Raw genomic sequence first — 17369 nt, 5'->3', positions numbered from 1 at the left:
CTGACACAGCTTGGGGGATGGAGAAGAGCAGAGGACAATCATGAAGAGGTTCATTGACTTCCTAATTCTTTTGGTTGTGCTAGGCACGGTGGCCGCAGCCCAGGCCCCAGCGCCGGCAGCTCCGGCCAAACCCGCGGCACCGGCAGCGCCCGCAGTTCCGGCCAAGCCGGCTGCGCCCGCAGTTCCGGCGACGCCGGCCAAACGATATTCTTACCTTGGTGTAACCGTGCACGACGTCACGCCGGAAAAGGCCGCGTCCTTGAAGTTGAAGGAAGCGCGGGGCGCCGAAGTCGTGCTGGTGGATTCCGACAGTCCCGCCGGCAAGGCGGGCCTCAAGGTGCATGACGTCGTTCTCTCGTTTAACGGCCGCAACGTGAAGACTCCCGAGGAGCTGCGCAGGCTCATCCGCGACACCCCGCCCGAGCAGACGGTTGAGCTTGGCATCAGCCGGGACGGCCAGCCACTGACGATCAAGGCGCAATTGGCCGACCGCCATCGAATAACCATCGTCGAGCCTCGTGTCAAAAACCGGATTGTCCGCATCCCGCGGATGGAGATACCGATCATCACCACCTTCGCGCGCCGCGACGGCGTGGTGGTGGAGAACCTGACGCCACAGTTAGGCGAAGTCTTCGGAATCAAAGACGGCCAAGGGGTGCTGGTTCGCTCGGTCGAGAACGGCAGCGCCGGGGAAACAGCTGGGCTGCACGCCGGTGACGTTATCGTCCGCATCGGCAACCAGCGCATCTCCGGCACCTCGGACTGGAACCGTGCCCTGCGCGAGCAAAAGCCCGGTCCGGTACAGCTCGGAATCATGCGCGACAAGCGCCAGCAGACACTCTCGCTGAACCTGCCGGAGAGCAGTGGCGAGCAAACCATCATCATCCCGGGCGACGCGTTCGCCAAAGGCATGGAGCATTTTGCCGACGGAATGAAGGACTTCCACGGACAGATGTTCGATTTCGAAGGCTTGCAGCCTGAAATCGAGCGCTCCATGCGCGAAGCCCAGGAAAAGATCCAGCGCGAACTGGAGCGCAGCCAGCGTGAAATCGAGCGCGCACAGCGCCAAGCCCAACGCGCACAAGAGCAAGCCCAGCGCGCGCAGGAGCGAGCGGAACGCGAGCGTGAACGGGCGCAGGAGCAGGCCGAACGCGCGCAGGAGCAGGCGCAGGAACAAGCCGAACACGAGCGGGAACGAGCGCAGGAGCAGGCCGAACGCGAGCGTGAACGGGCGCAGGAGCAGGCCGAACGCGAGCGATCGTTGCAACAACAGCAACCGCCGGATACAGCGCAGCCGCAACCGCCTCAACCGCCGAAGCCGCCGTTGTCCGAGAAGTAATTTGCGGGACCAATGTTTCGGACCTGGGGCCGCGAGCTGATCGCGGCCTTTTCAATTGTCGGGGAGTTCCGCGCAAATGACTCCCAATTCCCAATCCCCTATCTCCCAGCCACTTCTTGCAAAGCCATATAATCCGGAAAACATCGCTGACATCGTGGGCTCGACTTGCGAGGACCCTGAATGAAATGGCAACGGCTCATCTTTCCGCTCCTTGTGGTTGCATCTGCCTCTGCCCAATCGGTTCCGGCTGAGGTCCAGGCGGCGTATGCCGACGCGCATGCGTTGTATATCGACATTCACCAGCATCCGGAACTGTCGTCACACGAAACCCAGACCGCCGCAAAGCTGGCCGGCAGACTGCGCAGCCTCGGTTACCAGGTCACGGAGCATGTCGGCGGCACTGGGGTTGTTGCCCTTCTCAAAAACGGCGTGGGGCCCACCATTATGCTTCGCACCGAACTGGACGCGCTTCCGGTCGAGGAGAAAACCGGCCTGCCATACGCGAGCACCGTGCACGTGAAAGATGACGGCGGCCGGGATGTTGCTGTGATGCATGCCTGCGGCCACGATCTGCACATGGCTGCGCTCGAGGGCACGGCAGCAATCATGGCGCGGAGCAAAGATAGCTGGCACGGGACCCTGGTCCTGATCGGCCAGCCCGCCGAGGAAACCACCGGGGGCGCGGAAGGGATGATCAAAGACGGCTTGTTCACCCGTTTCCCGCGCCCCGACGTCGCTATTGCCATGCACGTCGGCAATGAACTGCCCGCGGGCAAGGTGGGCATAACGCCGGGGATTTTTTCCAGCAATTCCGACTCGCTGCGCATCACCATTTACGGCAAAGGCGGGCACGGCTCGGCGCCGCAGACCGCGGTGGATCCGATCGTCATCGCCGCCCGCACCATTGTCGCCCTGCAGACGATTGCCTCGCGCGAGGTCAGGCCCGGCGAGATGGCCGTAGTGACCGTCGGCTACATTCGTGCCGGGACCAGGAACAACATCATTCCCGACCAGGCCGAACTGGGTCTCACTGTGCGCACCTATAAGCAGGATGTGCGCCAGAAAGTGCTGGCTGCGATCACCCGCATCACCAGGGCAGAAGCGCAGGCCGCGGCCACTCCCCGCGATCCTTTGATCGAGAGGTTGGAAGGCACCGACGCCGTGTATAACGATCCCGGGCTCGCGCAGCGCCTCAAAACTGCCTTGGAAGCCAAGCTCGGCAAAGACAACGTCATTGCCGAAGGGCCACACACACCGTCGGAAGATTTTTCCGATTTCGTCAAAGCCGGGGTGCCGGGCTTTTACTTCAGCCTCGGGGGAGCGGACCCGCGGAAGCTGGCGCAGGCCAAGGCCGCCGGGACCACCTTACCGTCCAATCACTCTGCCTTGTTCGCGCCCGTGGTCGAGCCCGCCATGGAGACTGGAATGACGGCCGAAGTCGCCGTGTTGCGTAACCTGCTGAACGCATCGCCGGAGGAGTTGCACCGGCTGACGGAGGAACCGCCGCAATGAGAGGACGACAAAGAGTCGGGAATCAGTGACTGGTAAACAGCAGGCAGATTCGGGGAGCCGGCGCTAGTTGGTGCTCGGCGCCAACTCGGCCAGCAGCACGCGGTTGCGTCCGCTCTGCTTGGCCCGGTACAGGGCGTCATCGGCCGCCTTGACCAATTCATCGCGGGTGCGGCCGTTCAGCGGGAAACTGGCCACTCCCGCGGTCACCGTCACCGGCCGCGGCACACCGGGAAACGACCATCCTTCCACCACCTTGCGCAGTTTTTCGGCCACTCCCTGTGCCTGGTCGCCCGGGGTCTGCGGCACCAGGATGACAAATTCTTCCCCGCCATAGCGGCACGCGAAATCTACTTTGCGAAGATGCTGGGAGAAAATCGTGGCCACCTGGCGCAGCGTTTCATCACCCAGCAGGTGCCCGAACTCGTCGTTCAACTTCTTGAAGTTGTCGACGTCGAGCATGATGATGGAGAGATCGTTCTGATAGCGCTGGGCGCGCTCGATCTCCTCCGCGATCCTCATCTCGAAGTAGCGCCGGTTGTGGATGCCGGTCAGCCCGTCCAGGTACGCCATCTGGCGGACTTTCTCGAAATAGCGGGCGTTCTGGATGGCGGTGGCGCAAATGTCGGCGACCGACTCCAAGGGCTGTCCCTCGGCGAGGGAAAATGCATTCGCCCGCGCGCTTTCCAGGGTCAGCACGCCGATCGCTTCTCCCAGCGAGACCAGCGGCAAGCACATCTCCGATCGAGTCTCCTCGTATCTCAAGACATAACCCGGGGCGTGGCTGACGTCGTTCTCCACCACCGGTTTTCCCGAGCTGACGGCGAGCCCGCAAATCCCCGCGCCCGCGGGCAATGCGGCGCCCACCGGCAAGCGTGGCGTCAGCTTGCCTTCCTGGGCCCGCAACACCAGTTGACCTTCCTCGAGCAGCAGCACCGAGACATGGTCGGCGGCAAACGACTGCCGGATTACCTGGCACGACTTCCGCAGCAGCTCGTCGATGTCGAGCACGGCCGTCGTCTGTCGCGCGATGGTGTTGATGGCCTCCAGTTGCGCCGCCTTGCGTTGCTCCGCCGAATACAGCTTGGCGTTCTGCAGTGCGATCGATGCCTGCGTCGAAAACAGCGTCAACAGGTCGATCGTCTCGGGGTCGAAGAATTCCTCCTGATCGCTCTGGCAATCGAGCACTCCCACTACTTCGTCGCGCACGATCAGCGGGATCGCCAGTTCCGACTTGGTGCTCGGAATCGACATGATGTAGCGCGGGTCGTGTTCCACCTTGGGCGCGTAAATCGGCCGCTTCAGTTTGGCCGCGGTCCCCGGCAATCCCTTGCCCAGCGGAATGTCCGCCACTTCGGTCTGCTGGGTCCACCCGGTATGGGAGCGCACCCGCAAGATGTTCGTCTCCGGATCCAGCAGGACAATGGCGACGCGCTGGAGATGAAAATAGTCACGCAGAATCGACAGGATCTGGCTCAGCACCTCGTCCAGATCAAAGGTGGAGATCACAGCCTGGCTGGCGTCGTAGAGGATCGCGATCTTCTGCATGCATCGCTGCCCGGGAGGGTAGCGAAAGAATTCCAGCCCGGGAAGAGCGCTAGTTTACCGCATCATTTGCCGCCCGCACCTGCACTTTTTCTGCGCCCGGCCAGCTCGATTACGCCATAGACCGCCACGCAGACCCAAAAGTCGATCACCAGCCCCAGGTCGATGCGCGCCATCCCGTGCCTTCCCGACGGCGGCAGCAGCGGCATGATGATCAGGAAATAAATGGCATTCCCCACCACCACTGCGATCAGTGATTGGAAGAAATTCGGCCGCACTTCCGGTTTGGATGCGCCCCCGGAGAGCCCGCCGGTGGCTCTATAATCAACCTTTCGATGGAGCCGGTAATCCTCTCTTTCCAGGACGCTCGCCACCGCGTCGAGCAAGCCGCCGCGCAGCTTCGTCCCGCCGAAGCGGAAGGGTGCGAACTCCTTCTGGCCGGCGGCCGCATTCTTGCGGAAGCGGTCATGGCCGACCGCGATTTTCCGCCGTTTCCTCGCGCCACCCGTGATGGTTATGCGGTTCGCGCCGCCGATGTCGCCAAGGTTCCGACCCGCCTGAAGCTGGTGGGAGAAATTCGCGCCGGGGGGCCGCCACCATCGCTCCAGATCCGCGCCGGCGAGTGCATCGAGATCATGACCGGCGCTCCGGCGCCCGCAGGCGCCGATGCCGTGGTCATGGTCGAGTACACCTCGCGCACGGCAGATACGGTCGAAGTCCAGCGCAGCGTCTCCGGCGGCGAAAACATTGTTCCCGCCGGCGCCGAGGCCCAGCGAGGAGAAACACTGCTTTCCTGTGGCACACGCCTGACGCCTGCCGCCATCGCGGTCGCCGGATCCTGCGGATGCCACGAAGTGCGCGTGTACAAGCGCCCGAACGTCGCAATCCTCTCCACTGGCGACGAACTGGTAGACATCGCCGCCGATCCCGCTCCCAACCAGATCCGCAATTCCAACAGCTATTCGCTCGCGGCCCAGGTGCACGCCGCCGGCGGAGTACCGGTTGTGCTGCCCATCGCGCCCGACGAAACCGCAGCCTTGCGGCATCTTGTGAAGCAAGGTCTGGCTTCCGACCTGCTCCTGCTCTCCGGCGGGGTCAGCATGGGCAAGTACGACCTGGTCGAGCAGGTGTTAACCGAGTTGGGCGCCGAGTTCTTCTTTACCGGCGCGCAGATTCAGCCGGGGCGGCCCATCGTGTTCGGGCGCGCACCCGTCCGCGCGGGCGCTCTGCCCACGTACTTTTTCGGATTGCCGGGAAATCCGGTTTCGACCATGGTCTGCTTCGAGTTGTTCGCGCGCGCGATGGCGGAAGCGCTCGCCGGCGTTTCCCCGCGCAAGATGCTGTTCACCCAAGCGCGCCTGAAATCCGAGGTGAAGGTGAAAACCGGCCTGACACGATTCCTGCCTGCCATCCTTGGCGGCGAGTTCGAGCGCACCGAGGTCGAACTGGTGAAATGGCAGGGCTCCGGCGACATGGCCGCCACCGCGCGCGCCAACTGTTACCTAGTGGTTTTGCCCGACCGCGAAAAGCTTGCCGCCGGCGAAATGGTTCCTGTTCTCGAGGTCTAGTGGCCCCAAGTACGCATCTTTTCACTGCCGGCGCGCCGGAATAGGATGTTCAGGTGGACGAGAAGAAGCTGTTCTGGCTGATTTTTTTCATCTTGAGCCTGGTCGCCGATTTCGTGCTGCCGCTGGTTTGGGGCTTGCTGGCATCGATTCTCATTCTGTTTTTCAGTTGGTGGGTGGTGTACCGTAGCGGCTGGATTGCATGATTGCCGAACGGCGGAAGTGCGGAATGGCTGAATTGACACCATCGCTGTGGCGGAGAGTTCATGGCTAAAAGCCTTTCTCACTACGATAAATCTGGACGCGCTCGCATGGTGGACGTCTCCGGGAAGCCGGTCAGCCAGCGCCAGGCCGAGGCCAGTGCCTTTGTCGTTATGTCCCCTGAAGTGTTGAAAAAGCTGACGCAGAACCCCAAGGGGGATCCGCTGGAAGTGGCGCGCGTGGCTGGAATCATGGCCGCCAAGCGAACCTCGGAGCTGATCCCGATGTGCCATCCGCTGCCGCTCAGCGTGGTTGACGTTGAAGCGCGCGTGCGCCACAATGGCGTCGCCATTGCCTCCAGAGTAACCACCAACGCGGTCACGGGCGTCGAGATGGAAGCGCTGGTAGCCGCCAGTGTCGCTGCCCTGACCGTGTACGACATGTGCAAGGCGCTCGATAAGGGGATCGAGATCCGCGAGATCGTGCTGCAGAGCAAGTCGGGGGGAAAGAGCGGCGACTATCGGCGCAAGGCTCAAGCAAGGCGCAAGGCAGACTGAATCATCCATGCCATCCAACGTCAGAGTCCTGCTGGTAGACGACAATCCCATGGTGCTGGGGATCCTGCGGCAGGCGCTCGAGAACATGGCGAACATCAGCACCGCGGGCGACGGCGCCGACGCTCTGCTCAAGATTATCGACGAGCCTTTCGATCTCATCATCAGCGATTACCAGATGAACGGCATGGACGGCCGCGCCCTGTTCGACAAGATCAAGGCACGTGCTTCCACCTCGCGCATTCCCTTTATCCTGATCGCCAGCAAGGGCGACATCGACGAGAAGCTGAAGCTGCTGCAAGACCGAGTCGAGGACTTCATCGAGAAGCCGTTCTTCATCAAGGAAGCGGCGGGCAAGATCAAGCGCATTATCGACAAGATCGCGCTGGAGAAGCTGGCCCGGGAAGCTCCCACCGCGGATGGGAAACTCCGCGGCAGCCTAGCGCAGATGAATGTCATCGACCTGCTGCAATCGCTCGACCTGGGCCGCAAGAGTTGCCTGCTGACGCTGACCAACGATGGCGATCGCTGCGAAATCTACTTCCGCGACGGGCAAATTAACCATGCGGTTTACGGCAGCGTGAAGGGCGACGAAGCCGTGTTCAAGGTGCTGAGCTGGACCGGGGGAAATTTCCAGATTGATTTCAACGGCCAGAGCGATCAGCAGTCCATCGCGCGCTCGACGCAAGGATTGCTTATGGAAGGCCTGCGCCTGCTCGATGAAGCCAGCAAAGAAGCCGAAGATAATGTCCTGGAATCGTAGTTTCCCCGCGCTACCGCCATGGCGACAGTCGGGTAAGATTGGCTGAAAATGGCTGATCTGGTTTAATCTGCCCGCCAATGGAATTCACCGCCGCAGTCATCACCATGAGCGATTCCTCAGCTGCCAAAAAGCGCGAGGACCTCTCCGGTCCGGCGGTACGACGGGCGCTGGAGGCGAAGAAATTTCGTGTGGTCGCCAGCGCGGTGGTGAGGGACGACCAGTCCGATATCGAGGTTGCGCTGATGGAAATGTGCCACCAGGCGCAACTGGTCGTGACCACCGGCGGCACCGGCATCGCCGCGCGCGATGTCACGCCGGAAGCGACACGCTCGGTAGCAGACAAGATCGTGGAAGGAATTGGCGAGCGGATGCGCTCCGAAGGGGGCACCAAGACGCCGCTGGCTGCCCTCAGCCGGGGAATTTGCGCAACGCGGGGAAAGTCGCTGATCCTGAACCTGCCGGGAAGCCCGACGGCGGCAACCGAATCGCTGGCCGCGGTGATTGACATCCTGCCGCACGCGCTGGAACTGCTGGCGGGAAAAACCGAACACTCTCCACAATAAAGCTGCTTTTGCGTGCGCAGACACGTGCGCAGACAATGGAGCTGATTGCGGAATTGCCGAACTGCGGAATCGGGTAATTGAAAAACCTCTTCGATCGACGCCATTCCGGAACTCCGCGTTCGTTCGTTCGCGCCCGAAACGTCGATGGTGTTGAAGATGGGAGTTCCTCGGTGCCCTCTGTGGCTAAATCCGTTCTAGCGCGGCTGGTAAAATTCCCTGCTTGCGAACGATAGGAAATCTACTCGCCCGCTGGTCGGCCTTTTTGTGGGCGCTGCTTAAGCCGCTTGGTGCCTGGGGCGTGTTTGCCATTGCCGGAATCGATTCGGCGCTGTTCGGGCTGCCGCTGGATCCGGTGGTGGCCAGCTACGTGTACCAGGAGCCCCACCTGTTCTGGCTTTACACAATCATGGCTGCGGCGGGCTCGGCCTTCGGCAGCCTGATCATCTACGGCATCGGCTATGAAATGGGCGAACTGGTGCTGGAGAAGCGCATGGGCGCGGCCAAGTTCGCGCGCATGCGGGAACGCTTCGAACGCCACGAGTTTCTCACGCTCATGCTGCCGGCGATGATGCCGCCCCCGTTCCCGTTCAAGCTGTTCGCGCTTTCAGCGGCCGTCTTCGAAATGCACTTCAGCCACTTCATGCTGGCCATCTTCGCCGGACGCGTGGCCAGATTCCTGATCCTTTCCCTGCTGGTTCTCAAGTTCGGCCCGCGCGCGGCAACTCTGGCCGTTTACCTGATTCGATCGCATCTCGCGTGGCTGCTGGTGGGGCTGGGGCTGGCGGTAATCTTCGGGGTCGCGTTCTGGTTGCGGATGAAGAAGAGACGGGCGATTTGAGCCGTCTGCGTAGCGACGGAATTTATTCCCTAGTGGCTGCTGGTCTTACGCCCTTGCCGGAGCGGGGCGAAGCAGTTGAACCAGCGCCGGCACGCCGAACATCACGGCGGTAAACAAGGCGTCCGATAAGAACTGGTTGCGGAAGAACGGCAACGCCGCGGCATAGCACAGATACAGACCGTTCAAGGAGTGCGGGTACATGGTCCACGCCAGCCACACGGCAAAGTTGCTGACCAGGAAGAATCCAATGGAGGCGGCCAGCGCCGCTCCCGCGATACGCAGCGGGCGAGTATTCTGGCGCAGCAGGGTACCGATGCTGAGCACCGCCGCGTACCAGGCAATCGTGACCACGTGGTCGAGCGTATAGGGATAGCCGTAGACAAACCTGGTCAGCGCGACATCGGCTCCGGCGAGCAGCAGCACCGGGATCCATGCATGCTTGCGCGGGCCGCGCGCGCCAAAGAACAGCAGCGCGGGGGTCACGGGCGCAAAGCTCAACGGAATGGAAAGGAACCGCATTGCCACCGCGAGCACGATAAACAGATACGCGAGCATGAATGCCTCCGCAAAGAACCGGGGATGATTTTCCTGCCGGGAAGCAGGGAACGTCAAGTCGATGCGGAATCTGCCCGGCGGATTCCTCAATCGGGGTGCGGGGACCGCGAACCGAACCACGCCGTCACATCGTGCAGGTTGCGATCGAGCAGGACACTGGCGCCGAGGGTACGTCCGCCGCGGCGTGGGCGATCGGGATATTCGAAGCGCAGGTCGTAAAAGCGCACCACGTAGGCTTCGTTTCCGGCCAGGTCGAAGCCGAAGGTCCGGCCGTCAACGCGCTCGACCTCCAGCATGGGATATTGCGCCCAATCGAGGTAGACGCGTCCCAGGCGGGTGTTCTTAGCGGCCTGGGTGACCGGCGTCTCCTCGGGCTTGTAGCGGGTTTCGCTGCGCGCGGCGGGATCCACCTCAGGAGTCAGTGAGTCCACGGTGACGCGCTCGAAAAAATTCTGGGTCTCGGTCACGCCATACCACTTGAAAGGATTCAGGTAGTAGGGGAAGGCGGAAACGCGAATGGGATCGGCCCCGTGATAGAGACGCGCATTGAGGGCGGCCACGGCGCGGCGATGCTGGTAATCGCGCACACCCCAGAGCGCGACCATCAGCACCAGGGCCACGATAGCGCCCGCGCGGCCGCGTGGCTTGCGTCGCGCGCCGATTTCTTCGTTGATGAGCGCGAACAGCGCCGGCAGCGCCAGGCCTGCGAAGAAAAAGAGGTAGAGCAGCGGCTCAAAGATGAAAACGATGTCCCACGAATACCATCGGTAGGAAAAGGGCTCGAAAGGACGCACGCCGTAGTTGTTCGTGTAGTCGAGCAGGATGTGGCTGAAGCCGGCGATTAACGCGAACAGGTAGAGCCATCCCCAGCGCGGTGTTTTCGGCAGAGGCGGGCCGCTTGCCGCGCCAGCCGGTTTGGGCTTGAGCCGTCGCTTGACAAGCCATACCAGGTACACGAAACCGATCACGACGGCGGCAACGAAGGGCACGCCAACCAGAGTGTGGGTGATGCCGCGGTGATGCGCGAAGCCCTCGATGGGACTTTTGAAGTACCAGAGAACATCGAGGTCGGCGGCTTCGGCGGCCAGCACACAGGTAGTGGTGGCAAGCAGAGTTTTGCGGTTGAGCCCGGCGGCCCGCGAGATGCAAGCGCCGGTGAGGAAGTGGGTGAGCGGTTCCAAGCCTTACCAAAATAACATCGGTGGTGAACCTGAGCGGAATGAAGAATGCAGAATGCAGATTGAAGAAGGCGAGAGGCGCAAACGTGAATTCCAGTATTCTTCATTTCTCTGCGTCCTTCCGGCCTCCGGAAGAATCCTTCTGCTGTCGAACACCAAGAGGATCCGATGAGCAAACCTGTTCCTGATGGCGCCCGCGCCGAGGTGGAGACGACAGTGGAGTTGAAGCACACGCTGGCCGCGATTCATGCCGCGTTTCCGCCGCTCTACTCAACGCCGCAGATGATCCAGTTGATGGAAGAAGCATGCTTTTGGGCGCTGCAGCCCTACCAGGAAGGCGACGAGATCACCGTCGGAACGCACGTCAACGTGTCGCACAAGGCGGCGACCGGGATCGGCAGCAAGGTGCGAGCTGAGGCCGTGATGGAGTCCTTCGATGGGCGCTTCTACACCATGCGGGTGCGCGCCTGGGACGAGAACAACGAGATTGGTAGCGGCACGGTGAACCGCGCGTTCGTCAGCGTGGGGAAATTCATGGCCAGGATGAAAGGAAAGGGCGCCTAGACATCTGTATTTCTTACTGCCACTGATAAACGCTGCTCAACCCTGATAACCCACCAAAGAATCGGTGCTGATGAGTGTTCATCAGTGGCTGATCCTTCTAGAATCAAACCCGGATGCCATTGAATTTCAACCTGCTCGGGCAATCCGGCTCCGCCCGGCGCGCTCGCCTCTCTACTGCGCATGGTCCGGTGGAGACCCCGGTATTCATGCCGGTGGGCACGCAGGCAACGGTAAAGGCGGTGCCGCAGGAAGCGCTGGAAGAGCTAGGCGCGCAGATCATTCTCGCCAACAACTATCATCTCTATCTGCGGCCGGGCGCGGAGCAGATTCGCGCGCTGGGCGGCCTGCACCGGTTCATGAGCTGGGAGCGGGCGATCCTGACCGATTCGGGCGGGTTCCAGGTGTGGAGCCTGAGCGAGATGCGCAAGGTGTCGGAGGAGGGCGTCCAGTTCCGCTCCCACCTGGACGGGTCGTTGCACTTCTTCACCCCCGAGTCGGCGACGGCGTCGCAGCTGGCGCTCGGGGCGGACATCATCATGGCGTTCGACGAGTGCACCGAATACCCGGCGGAGCGAGAGCGGGCGCAGGCTTCCATGGAATTGACACTGCGGTGGGCCGAGCGGTGCAAGCGGCATCGGGAGAAAGAAGAGCCGGCGGTCGACGGTCGAGCGTCGACCGCAAGTGCGCTGTTCGGCATTGTTCAGGGCGGGATGCACCTCGACCTGCGGCGTGAGTGCGCGCTGCGACTGGTGGATATGGATCTTCCCGGATATGCGATTGGCGGGTTGAGCGTGGGAGAACCGCGGGCGCTGACGCGGGAGATGGTGGAGGCGACGCTGGAGCATTTGCCGGCCGACAAGCCCCGTTACCTGATGGGGGTGGGAACGCCGGAGGAGATCGTGGAATACGCCGGGCTGGGCGTGGACATGATGGACTGCGTGCACCCGACGCGGGCGGCGCGGCACGGTCTGCTGTTCACCTCGGAGGGAAAAATCAACATCAAGGGCGCCTGCTACGCGGCGGATGAGCGGCCGCTGGACGCCGGCTGCGGCTGCCGGGTGTGCGCGCGTTATTCCAGGGCCTACCTGCGGCACCTGTTCTCCACCCACGAGGTTCTGGGGCAAGTGCTTAACTCCATTCACAATCTGGCCTACTATCTTGACACCATGAAACGGGTGCGGCATTCTATTGAACTTGGGGAATTCAGAAATTTTCTTTCTGGTCTCCGGTCGAAGAATTTGAACTCCCCTGCTCGAGCCCAAAGGGAAGATCCGACCATCGCCCCATCGTAAGAAAGCGACTGGGGCTCCCGGGACCGTTATCCTCCCCGGTGGTAGTCAGTTCCCGCAGGTCGAAACCTGTTTGGCGGAGCCCTGAAAACCGGTACCCGTCGCATCCGGCGGCAAAGGACGCGCGGGAGGAGATTGGCAAGCTTTGACATCGTACGCTTTAGCCCTCATGCAAGCCTCGGGCTCGTCCGGCGGAGGCGCGTTGGTATGGCTGCCGCTGGTTTTCATCTTCGTTATCTTCTATTTCCTGCTGATTCTTCCGCAACAAAGGCGCCAGAAGAAGTGGCAGGCTATGCTGAGCGAGCTGAAGACCGGCGATCGTGTCGTCACCAGCGGCGGGCTGCGGGGGACCGTGATCGCGTTGCGGGATGATTTCGTCCACCTGCGCGTGCCTCCCGACAATTTGCGGCTGGAAGTGAGCCGGAGCTCAATTGTGAACGTCAGCTCCGGCGAAGAAGTGAAAACAAGTGGCTAACGCCCAAGTGAAATCGGGCAATCGGCTAAAGTGTAAAGTGACCCGCTGTACTTTCTCCTTTACCCGATTACTGAATTGGACTTTTCGGAATGACTAAGACCTTACTCTGGAAGACCCTGTTTATTGTGGCCGTGCTCCTGGTGTTCCTGTTCGGCATCTTCGGAGTGCCCGGCGGGGTGAACGGCAGCGCGTTGCGCGCGGCCCTGCTGGACCGGATCCACCTCGGCTTAGACCTCAAAGGCGGCACCCACCTGATCCTGCAAGTGATGGTGAATGACGCGGTGAACGCGGACAGCGATCGCGCCATGGAACGGCTGAAGGAAAGCCTGAAGACCAAGGGCATCGCCTACAACGAGATCAGCAAGCCCGACCCGCAGAACAACCCCGACCGCGTCGCCATCAAGGGCGTGCCCCCGGAGTCGGCGGCAGATTTGCGCGACATCGTCAATAACCAGTTGCCGGAGTACGTGCTGAATTCGGGGCCGGAGAATTCCTGGACGCTGGCGATGAAGCCGCAGTCCCTCACCGAGCTGAAGACGCGGTCGGTTTCGCAGGCGATCGAGACCATCCGCAACCGCATTGACTCGCTCGGGGTCAGCGAACCGGTCATCGAGGAGCACGGGCTGGGGCAGTACCAGATCCTGGTGCAGCTGCCCGGCGTGGACGATCCCGCCCGGGTGAAGCAGATCATGCAGTCCACGGCGATGCTGGAGATTCGGCAGTCGCTGGGCGGCCCCTATCCGAGCGAGCAGGAGGCGTTGCAAGCCAAGAACGGGGTGCTGCCCCCGGATTCGGTGCTGCTGCCGGCGGGTAACCTCATGACGCGCCGCGGAGCTTCGCCCGATCAGATCAAAACCGAGTATTTCCTGATCACCCGGTCCTCGGCGGTCACGGGACGCGACCTGCGCGACGCGCGCATGGGCCGCGACGAAAACAACCGGCCTGACATCGAGTTCAGCCTCACCGGCGACGGCGGGCGGCGGTTCGCGACCTTCACCTCCGCGCACGTCAACGACGCCCTGGCGGTGGTTCTGGATAATAAAGTGCAGTCCGTGGCCAACATCCAGGAAACCATTCACGACCAGGGACGCATAAGCGGCAATTTCACCGAGCAGGAAGCCAAGGACCTGGCCATGGTGCTGCGCTCGGGGGCGCTGCCGGCCGGTATCCGCTACCTGGAAGAGCGCACGGTGGGGCCATCGCTGGGCGCCGATTCGATCCGGCACGGGGTGATGGCGGCGGTGATCGGCATGCTCGCGGTCATGATCTTCATGCTGGTTTACTACCGCGGGGCCGGAATTAACGCCGATATCGCGCTGGCGTTCAACCTGGTAATCCTGCTCGGATTCCTGGGATACAGCGGGGCGACGCTGACCTTGCCCGGCATTGCCGGGGTGATTCTTACGGTCGGCATGGGCGTCGATTCCAACGTGCTGATCTTCGAGCGCATCCGCGAGGAGTTGCGCAATGGCAAGACGGCGCCGTCGGCGGTGGAACAAGGATTTGGCCGGGCGTGGATCACCATCGTCGACACGCACGTCACCACCATCGTCTCGGCTTTCATCCTGTTTATCTTCGGCACCGGTCCAGTGAAGGGATTCGCGGTAACGCTGACCTTCGGCTTGCTGGCGAACCTGTTCACGGCGGTGTTCGTGTCGCGCGTGATCTTCGACGCGCACCTCAACAACCTGAAGCGCGGGGAAGCGCTGAGCATTTAGTCGTTCGTGGGTGGCCGTTCGTCGCTGGCGGCCAACTGCGGGCGGCTCGAACATATTAACAAGCAGCGGTTTTTCGGTCGTCCGTGGTCCGGTATTGCTAACAACTAACGACGAACGACCATCGACAAGGTAAACAATGGAGTTTTTTCGGAATCCGAACATTCCGTTCCTGAAGTACAAGTGGTACTTCCTGGTATTTTCCCTCGTGTTCAGCGTGGCCGGCGTGCTCAGCATGGTTTTCTGGCACGGCGTCCCGTTGGGCGTGGATTTCCGCGGCGGCACGCTGGTGTACGTAAAGTTCACTCATCCGCCCGATAACAACCAGATCCGCAGTGAGCTGGACCGCGCCGGGCTGCACAATGCCCGCATCCAGCGCTACGGGGATCCCGCCGGCAACGAAGTGCTGATCGCGCTCGACATCAAGGAGACCAGCGAAGCGGCGCTGGACCAGGGCAAGAACCAGATCATCAACGCGCTGGAGCCCCCCAATCCCCCCGCCGGCAAGCAGGACCTCAACAACGCCTCGATTCAGGCGATGCAGGATTACCTGTTGTCGAAGGACCCGTTGCATCTGGGAAGCGACGCGGCGCAGCGTTACGCGGATCTGGCGCGCCAGATTGCCAATTACCGCGACAAGACGCGCGGCGGGGCCATCGGGTCGGTGGATGAGCTCAAGTCGGCGGGCATTCCGGCACCGGCCATTCAAGCGCTGGACGAGAGCTTTTACACCTCCGAATTCGGCGTGCGCAACGTCGAGATCGTCGGTCCCCAGGTTGGAAAGCAGCTGCAGACGCAGGCCAAGCTGGCGGTTTTGTACTCCCTGGCGGGAATGCTGGTGTACCTGTGGTTCCGCTTCGAGCTGATTTACGGCCTGGCCGCGGTGGTGGCGTGCTTCCACGACACCCTGATCACGGTGGGGGCGTTTTCCCTGCTGAACAAAGAGATTTCGCTGACGGTGATTGCGGCCATCCTCACCTTGGTGGGGTACTCGATGAACGATACGATTGTTGTATTTGACCGTATCCGGGAGAATGTTAAACTGCTCCGCCGCGAATCGCTGGCGGAGATTGTGGACCGCAGCATTAACCAGACGCTGAGTCGAACCGTCCTCACTTCCGGTTTGACTTTTCTGACGGTGCTTTCGCTGTACCTGTTCGGGGGCGAGGTCCTGCATGGATTCAGCCTGGCGCTGGTGATCGGTATCATCATCGGAACGTATTCGTCGATCTTTATCGCGTCGCCGATGCTGGTGGCTTACCAGGATTGGCGCCTGGGCAAGTCTCGCCGGGTGGCAGCCCAGGTTCCGGCGGGCGGGGCAACGCAGAGACGGGAAAAAGTCAAGGTCAAGAGCTAAGCGAGGGACCCTGTATTTGTGCGCTTTTGGCGAATGTTGGTCTGGGTCTCAGATTGAGCAGATCTGCCAGCCCCCGGCAGGTCTGGATTAGCAAAAGGGCCCTGCCATAGCCGGGTGGAAAGGTTGCCCGGCCTGTTTCAGCCCCAGCTTTCTAAGGCGTTTGCCTCAAGTCGAAAAAGTTAACGCCGGAGGGAGCAAAAATCGCGGTCCCGGTGTCTAAATAAAGTGCGGGTAGAACCGCACCCGGAGAACAGGCCATGTTTGAGGACAGCCTAATCGAATCAGGCCGACGGCTAAAAAGCAAGCGCGGAGCAACGACGTTCCTGTCGTTCTTCCTGCAGGCAATTCTGCTGGGCATCCTGATCTTGATTCCTCTGATCTATACAGAAGCGCTGCCAAAGCAGCAGTTGATGACGTTCCTGGTAGCGCCGCCACCCCCTCCACCGCCGCCGCCGCCGCCCGCGGCCACGCCGGTGAAGGTTGTTAAACAGGTGGTGAGCGAGCTTAACAACGGGCAGTTGCGGACTCCGACCAAGATCCCTGAGAAGGTCCAGATGATCAAGGAAGAGGAAGCGCCGCCGCCGACTTCCGGCATCGCCGGAGTGGTGGGTGGTGTTCCGGGCGGTGTTCCGGGCGGGCAGATGGGAGGCGTAATCGGCGGCATCATCAGTTCCACCCCGGTGGCGGTTCCCAAGGTAGCGGCTCCCCAGAAGATCAGAGTTTCGCAAGGCGTCGCGCAAGGACTGCTGATCCACCAGGTGAAGCCGAACTATCCGCCGTTGGCGCGTCAAGCCAGGATCCAGGGTGCGGTGGTGCTGCAAGCTGTCATCTCCAAGGATGGCACCATCCAGGGACTGCATGTGGTGAGCGGCCACCCGATGCTGACCCAGTCCGCCATCGATGCGGTGAAGCAGTGGCGCTACAAGCCTTACTTCCTGAACGGCGAGCCGGTGGAAGTTGAGACGGTAGTGACCGTGAACTTCACGCTGGCCGGTTAACCGTTTTTCTCGATCCGCAGAGGCATTCGATTTCTGGGGCTGGTTGAAGCGCGGTCACGACGACCGCGAAGTCAACCAGGCCCCGATCGCGGGCAATTGGGGCCATCCCGTGCGCCGGCAGGCGACGGCGCAGCGGGATCGCAGTACGCAAAAGTTTTGGCCCGCGCCAGTTCACCGGTAATCACGCCTGATCAGAATTTCTGAGGAGGAACAAGCAACTCATGCTCTTAGCACTGGCAACTCTCTTCTACGCACATATGCCGACGGTCGCCCTTGCGTTTTTCCAGGCCGAAGGCGGCGGCATTACCTGGGATCCGATCTCGCTATGGAAGCAGATGGGAATCCTGGCCAAACTCGTGGT

18 protein-coding genes are annotated in these 17369 nt (G+C 61.7%); 14 read left to right on the top strand and 4 right to left on the bottom strand.

Going from position 1 to position 17369, the window contains the following annotated elements; translation table 11 throughout:
• The first annotated feature begins 40 nt into the window (after positions 1-40).
• Positions 41-1339, top strand: coding sequence for a PDZ domain-containing protein (locus tag VFI82_13970; GenBank protein HET7185790.1), 1299 nt, complete (start codon positions 41-43; stop codon positions 1337-1339).
• Positions 1340-1519: 180 nt separating this feature from the next.
• Complete coding sequence (locus VFI82_13965; protein ID HET7185789.1) at positions 1520-2851, top strand: amidohydrolase; 1332 nt, start codon at positions 1520-1522, stop codon at positions 2849-2851.
• Between the two features lie 63 nt (positions 2852-2914).
• Here the strand turns inward: VFI82_13965 and VFI82_13960 are convergent, their stop codons facing one another.
• Together VFI82_13960 and VFI82_13955 are read right to left on the bottom strand one after the other, a co-directional pair.
• Positions 2915-4396, bottom strand: coding sequence for a sensor domain-containing diguanylate cyclase (locus tag VFI82_13960; GenBank protein ID HET7185788.1), 1482 nt, complete (start codon positions 4394-4396; stop codon positions 2915-2917).
• 62 nt (positions 4397-4458) lie between these two features.
• Positions 4459-4671 carry a hypothetical protein gene (locus VFI82_13955; protein HET7185787.1) on the bottom strand — a complete coding sequence of 71 codons (213 nt, stop codon included), beginning with the start codon at positions 4669-4671 and terminating at the stop codon, positions 4459-4461.
• A 57-nt stretch (positions 4672-4728) separates the two neighbouring features.
• Here VFI82_13955 and glp point away from each other — a divergent pair, with 57 nt between their 5' ends.
• From glp to VFI82_13925, 6 genes are all read left to right on the top strand, one after another.
• Entirely contained in the window at positions 4729-5961 is a 1233-nt protein-coding gene (gene glp, locus VFI82_13950) for a gephyrin-like molybdotransferase Glp (protein HET7185786.1), read from the top strand.
• Positions 5962-6014: 53 nt separating this feature from the next.
• Positions 6015-6164 carry a hypothetical protein gene (locus tag VFI82_13945; GenBank protein HET7185785.1) on the top strand — a complete coding sequence of 50 codons (150 nt, stop codon included), beginning with the start codon at positions 6015-6017 and terminating at the stop codon, positions 6162-6164.
• A gap of 60 nt (positions 6165-6224) precedes the next feature.
• Positions 6225-6716 carry a cyclic pyranopterin monophosphate synthase MoaC gene (moaC, locus tag VFI82_13940; GenBank protein HET7185784.1) on the top strand — a complete coding sequence of 164 codons (492 nt, stop codon included), beginning with the start codon at positions 6225-6227 and terminating at the stop codon, positions 6714-6716.
• A 7-nt stretch (positions 6717-6723) separates the two neighbouring features.
• A complete protein-coding gene (locus tag VFI82_13935; protein HET7185783.1) occupies positions 6724-7476 on the top strand; it encodes a DUF4388 domain-containing protein in 753 nt (250 codons plus the stop codon).
• A 77-nt stretch (positions 7477-7553) separates the two neighbouring features.
• Positions 7554-8039, top strand: coding sequence for a MogA/MoaB family molybdenum cofactor biosynthesis protein (locus tag VFI82_13930; protein HET7185782.1), 486 nt, complete (start codon positions 7554-7556; stop codon positions 8037-8039).
• A 220-nt stretch (positions 8040-8259) separates the two neighbouring features.
• Positions 8260-8877, top strand: a complete 618-nt coding sequence (locus VFI82_13925; protein HET7185781.1) for a VTT domain-containing protein — start codon at positions 8260-8262, stop codon at positions 8875-8877.
• 45 nt (positions 8878-8922) lie between these two features.
• On the opposite strand, the gene VFI82_13920 is transcribed toward VFI82_13925, so the two are convergent.
• Positions 8923-9432, bottom strand: coding sequence for a DUF6580 family putative transport protein (locus VFI82_13920; GenBank protein ID HET7185780.1), 510 nt, complete (start codon positions 9430-9432; stop codon positions 8923-8925).
• Between the two features lie 86 nt (positions 9433-9518).
• Positions 9519-10613 (bottom strand): metal-dependent hydrolase, encoded by a 1095-nt coding sequence (locus tag VFI82_13915; protein HET7185779.1) that lies wholly within the window; start codon positions 10611-10613, stop codon positions 9519-9521.
• A 165-nt stretch (positions 10614-10778) separates the two neighbouring features.
• Between VFI82_13915 and VFI82_13910 the strand changes: the two genes are divergently transcribed.
• From VFI82_13910 to VFI82_13885, 6 genes are all read left to right on the top strand, one after another.
• Positions 10779-11174: a thioesterase family protein gene (locus VFI82_13910; protein HET7185778.1), complete on the top strand. Its 396-nt coding sequence runs from the start codon at positions 10779-10781 to the stop codon at positions 11172-11174.
• A gap of 113 nt (positions 11175-11287) precedes the next feature.
• On the top strand, positions 11288-12466 hold the full coding sequence (gene tgt / locus VFI82_13905) for a tRNA guanosine(34) transglycosylase Tgt (GenBank protein ID HET7185777.1): 1179 nt from the start codon (positions 11288-11290) through the stop codon (positions 12464-12466).
• Positions 12467-12632: 166 nt separating this feature from the next.
• The gene (gene yajC, locus VFI82_13900; protein HET7185776.1) at positions 12633-12938 is read left to right on the top strand and encodes a preprotein translocase subunit YajC; all 306 of its coding nucleotides are present in this window, start codon (positions 12633-12635) and stop codon (positions 12936-12938) included.
• Positions 12939-13027: 89 nt separating this feature from the next.
• Positions 13028-14656, top strand: a complete 1629-nt coding sequence (gene secD, locus VFI82_13895; GenBank protein ID HET7185775.1) for a protein translocase subunit SecD — start codon at positions 13028-13030, stop codon at positions 14654-14656.
• A 136-nt stretch (positions 14657-14792) separates the two neighbouring features.
• Positions 14793-16010 carry a protein translocase subunit SecF gene (gene secF, locus VFI82_13890; protein HET7185774.1) on the top strand — a complete coding sequence of 406 codons (1218 nt, stop codon included), beginning with the start codon at positions 14793-14795 and terminating at the stop codon, positions 16008-16010.
• Positions 16011-16267: 257 nt separating this feature from the next.
• Positions 16268-17008: a TonB family protein gene (locus VFI82_13885; protein HET7185773.1), complete on the top strand. Its 741-nt coding sequence runs from the start codon at positions 16268-16270 to the stop codon at positions 17006-17008.
• Positions 17009-17369 lie beyond the last annotated feature (361 nt).

Source organism: Terriglobales bacterium, from assembly GCA_035691485.1.
Classification (GTDB): Bacteria; Acidobacteriota; Terriglobia; order Terriglobales; family Acidobacteriaceae; genus JAIQGF01.
This window is presented reverse-complemented; position numbering and strand designations above follow the sequence as displayed.

Bases quoted from the DNA above. Each gene is read 5' to 3' on its own strand.
- secD (HET7185775.1), top strand. From the start codon at position 13,028: ATGACTAAGACCTTACTCTGGAAGACCCTGTTTATTGTGGCCGTGCTC.
- glp (HET7185786.1), top strand. From the start codon at position 4,729: ATGGAGCCGGTAATCCTCTCTTTCCAGGACGCTCGCCACCGCGTCGAG.
- VFI82_13960 (HET7185788.1), bottom strand. From the start codon at position 4,396: ATGCAGAAGATCGCGATCCTCTACGACGCCAGCCAGGCTGTGATCTCC.
- VFI82_13935 (HET7185783.1), top strand. From the start codon at position 6,724: ATGCCATCCAACGTCAGAGTCCTGCTGGTAGACGACAATCCCATGGTG.
- VFI82_13930 (HET7185782.1), top strand. From the start codon at position 7,554: ATGGAATTCACCGCCGCAGTCATCACCATGAGCGATTCCTCAGCTGCC.
- VFI82_13885 (HET7185773.1), top strand. From the start codon at position 16,268: ATGTTTGAGGACAGCCTAATCGAATCAGGCCGACGGCTAAAAAGCAAG.
- VFI82_13970 (HET7185790.1), top strand. From the start codon at position 41: ATGAAGAGGTTCATTGACTTCCTAATTCTTTTGGTTGTGCTAGGCACG.
- secF (HET7185774.1), top strand. From the start codon at position 14,793: ATGGAGTTTTTTCGGAATCCGAACATTCCGTTCCTGAAGTACAAGTGG.
- VFI82_13910 (HET7185778.1), top strand. From the start codon at position 10,779: ATGAGCAAACCTGTTCCTGATGGCGCCCGCGCCGAGGTGGAGACGACA.
- moaC (HET7185784.1), top strand. From the start codon at position 6,225: ATGGCTAAAAGCCTTTCTCACTACGATAAATCTGGACGCGCTCGCATG.
- tgt (HET7185777.1), top strand. From the start codon at position 11,288: ATGCCATTGAATTTCAACCTGCTCGGGCAATCCGGCTCCGCCCGGCGC.
- VFI82_13920 (HET7185780.1), bottom strand. From the start codon at position 9,432: ATGCTCGCGTATCTGTTTATCGTGCTCGCGGTGGCAATGCGGTTCCTT.
- yajC (HET7185776.1), top strand. From the start codon at position 12,633: ATGCAAGCCTCGGGCTCGTCCGGCGGAGGCGCGTTGGTATGGCTGCCG.
- VFI82_13965 (HET7185789.1), top strand. From the start codon at position 1,520: ATGAAATGGCAACGGCTCATCTTTCCGCTCCTTGTGGTTGCATCTGCC.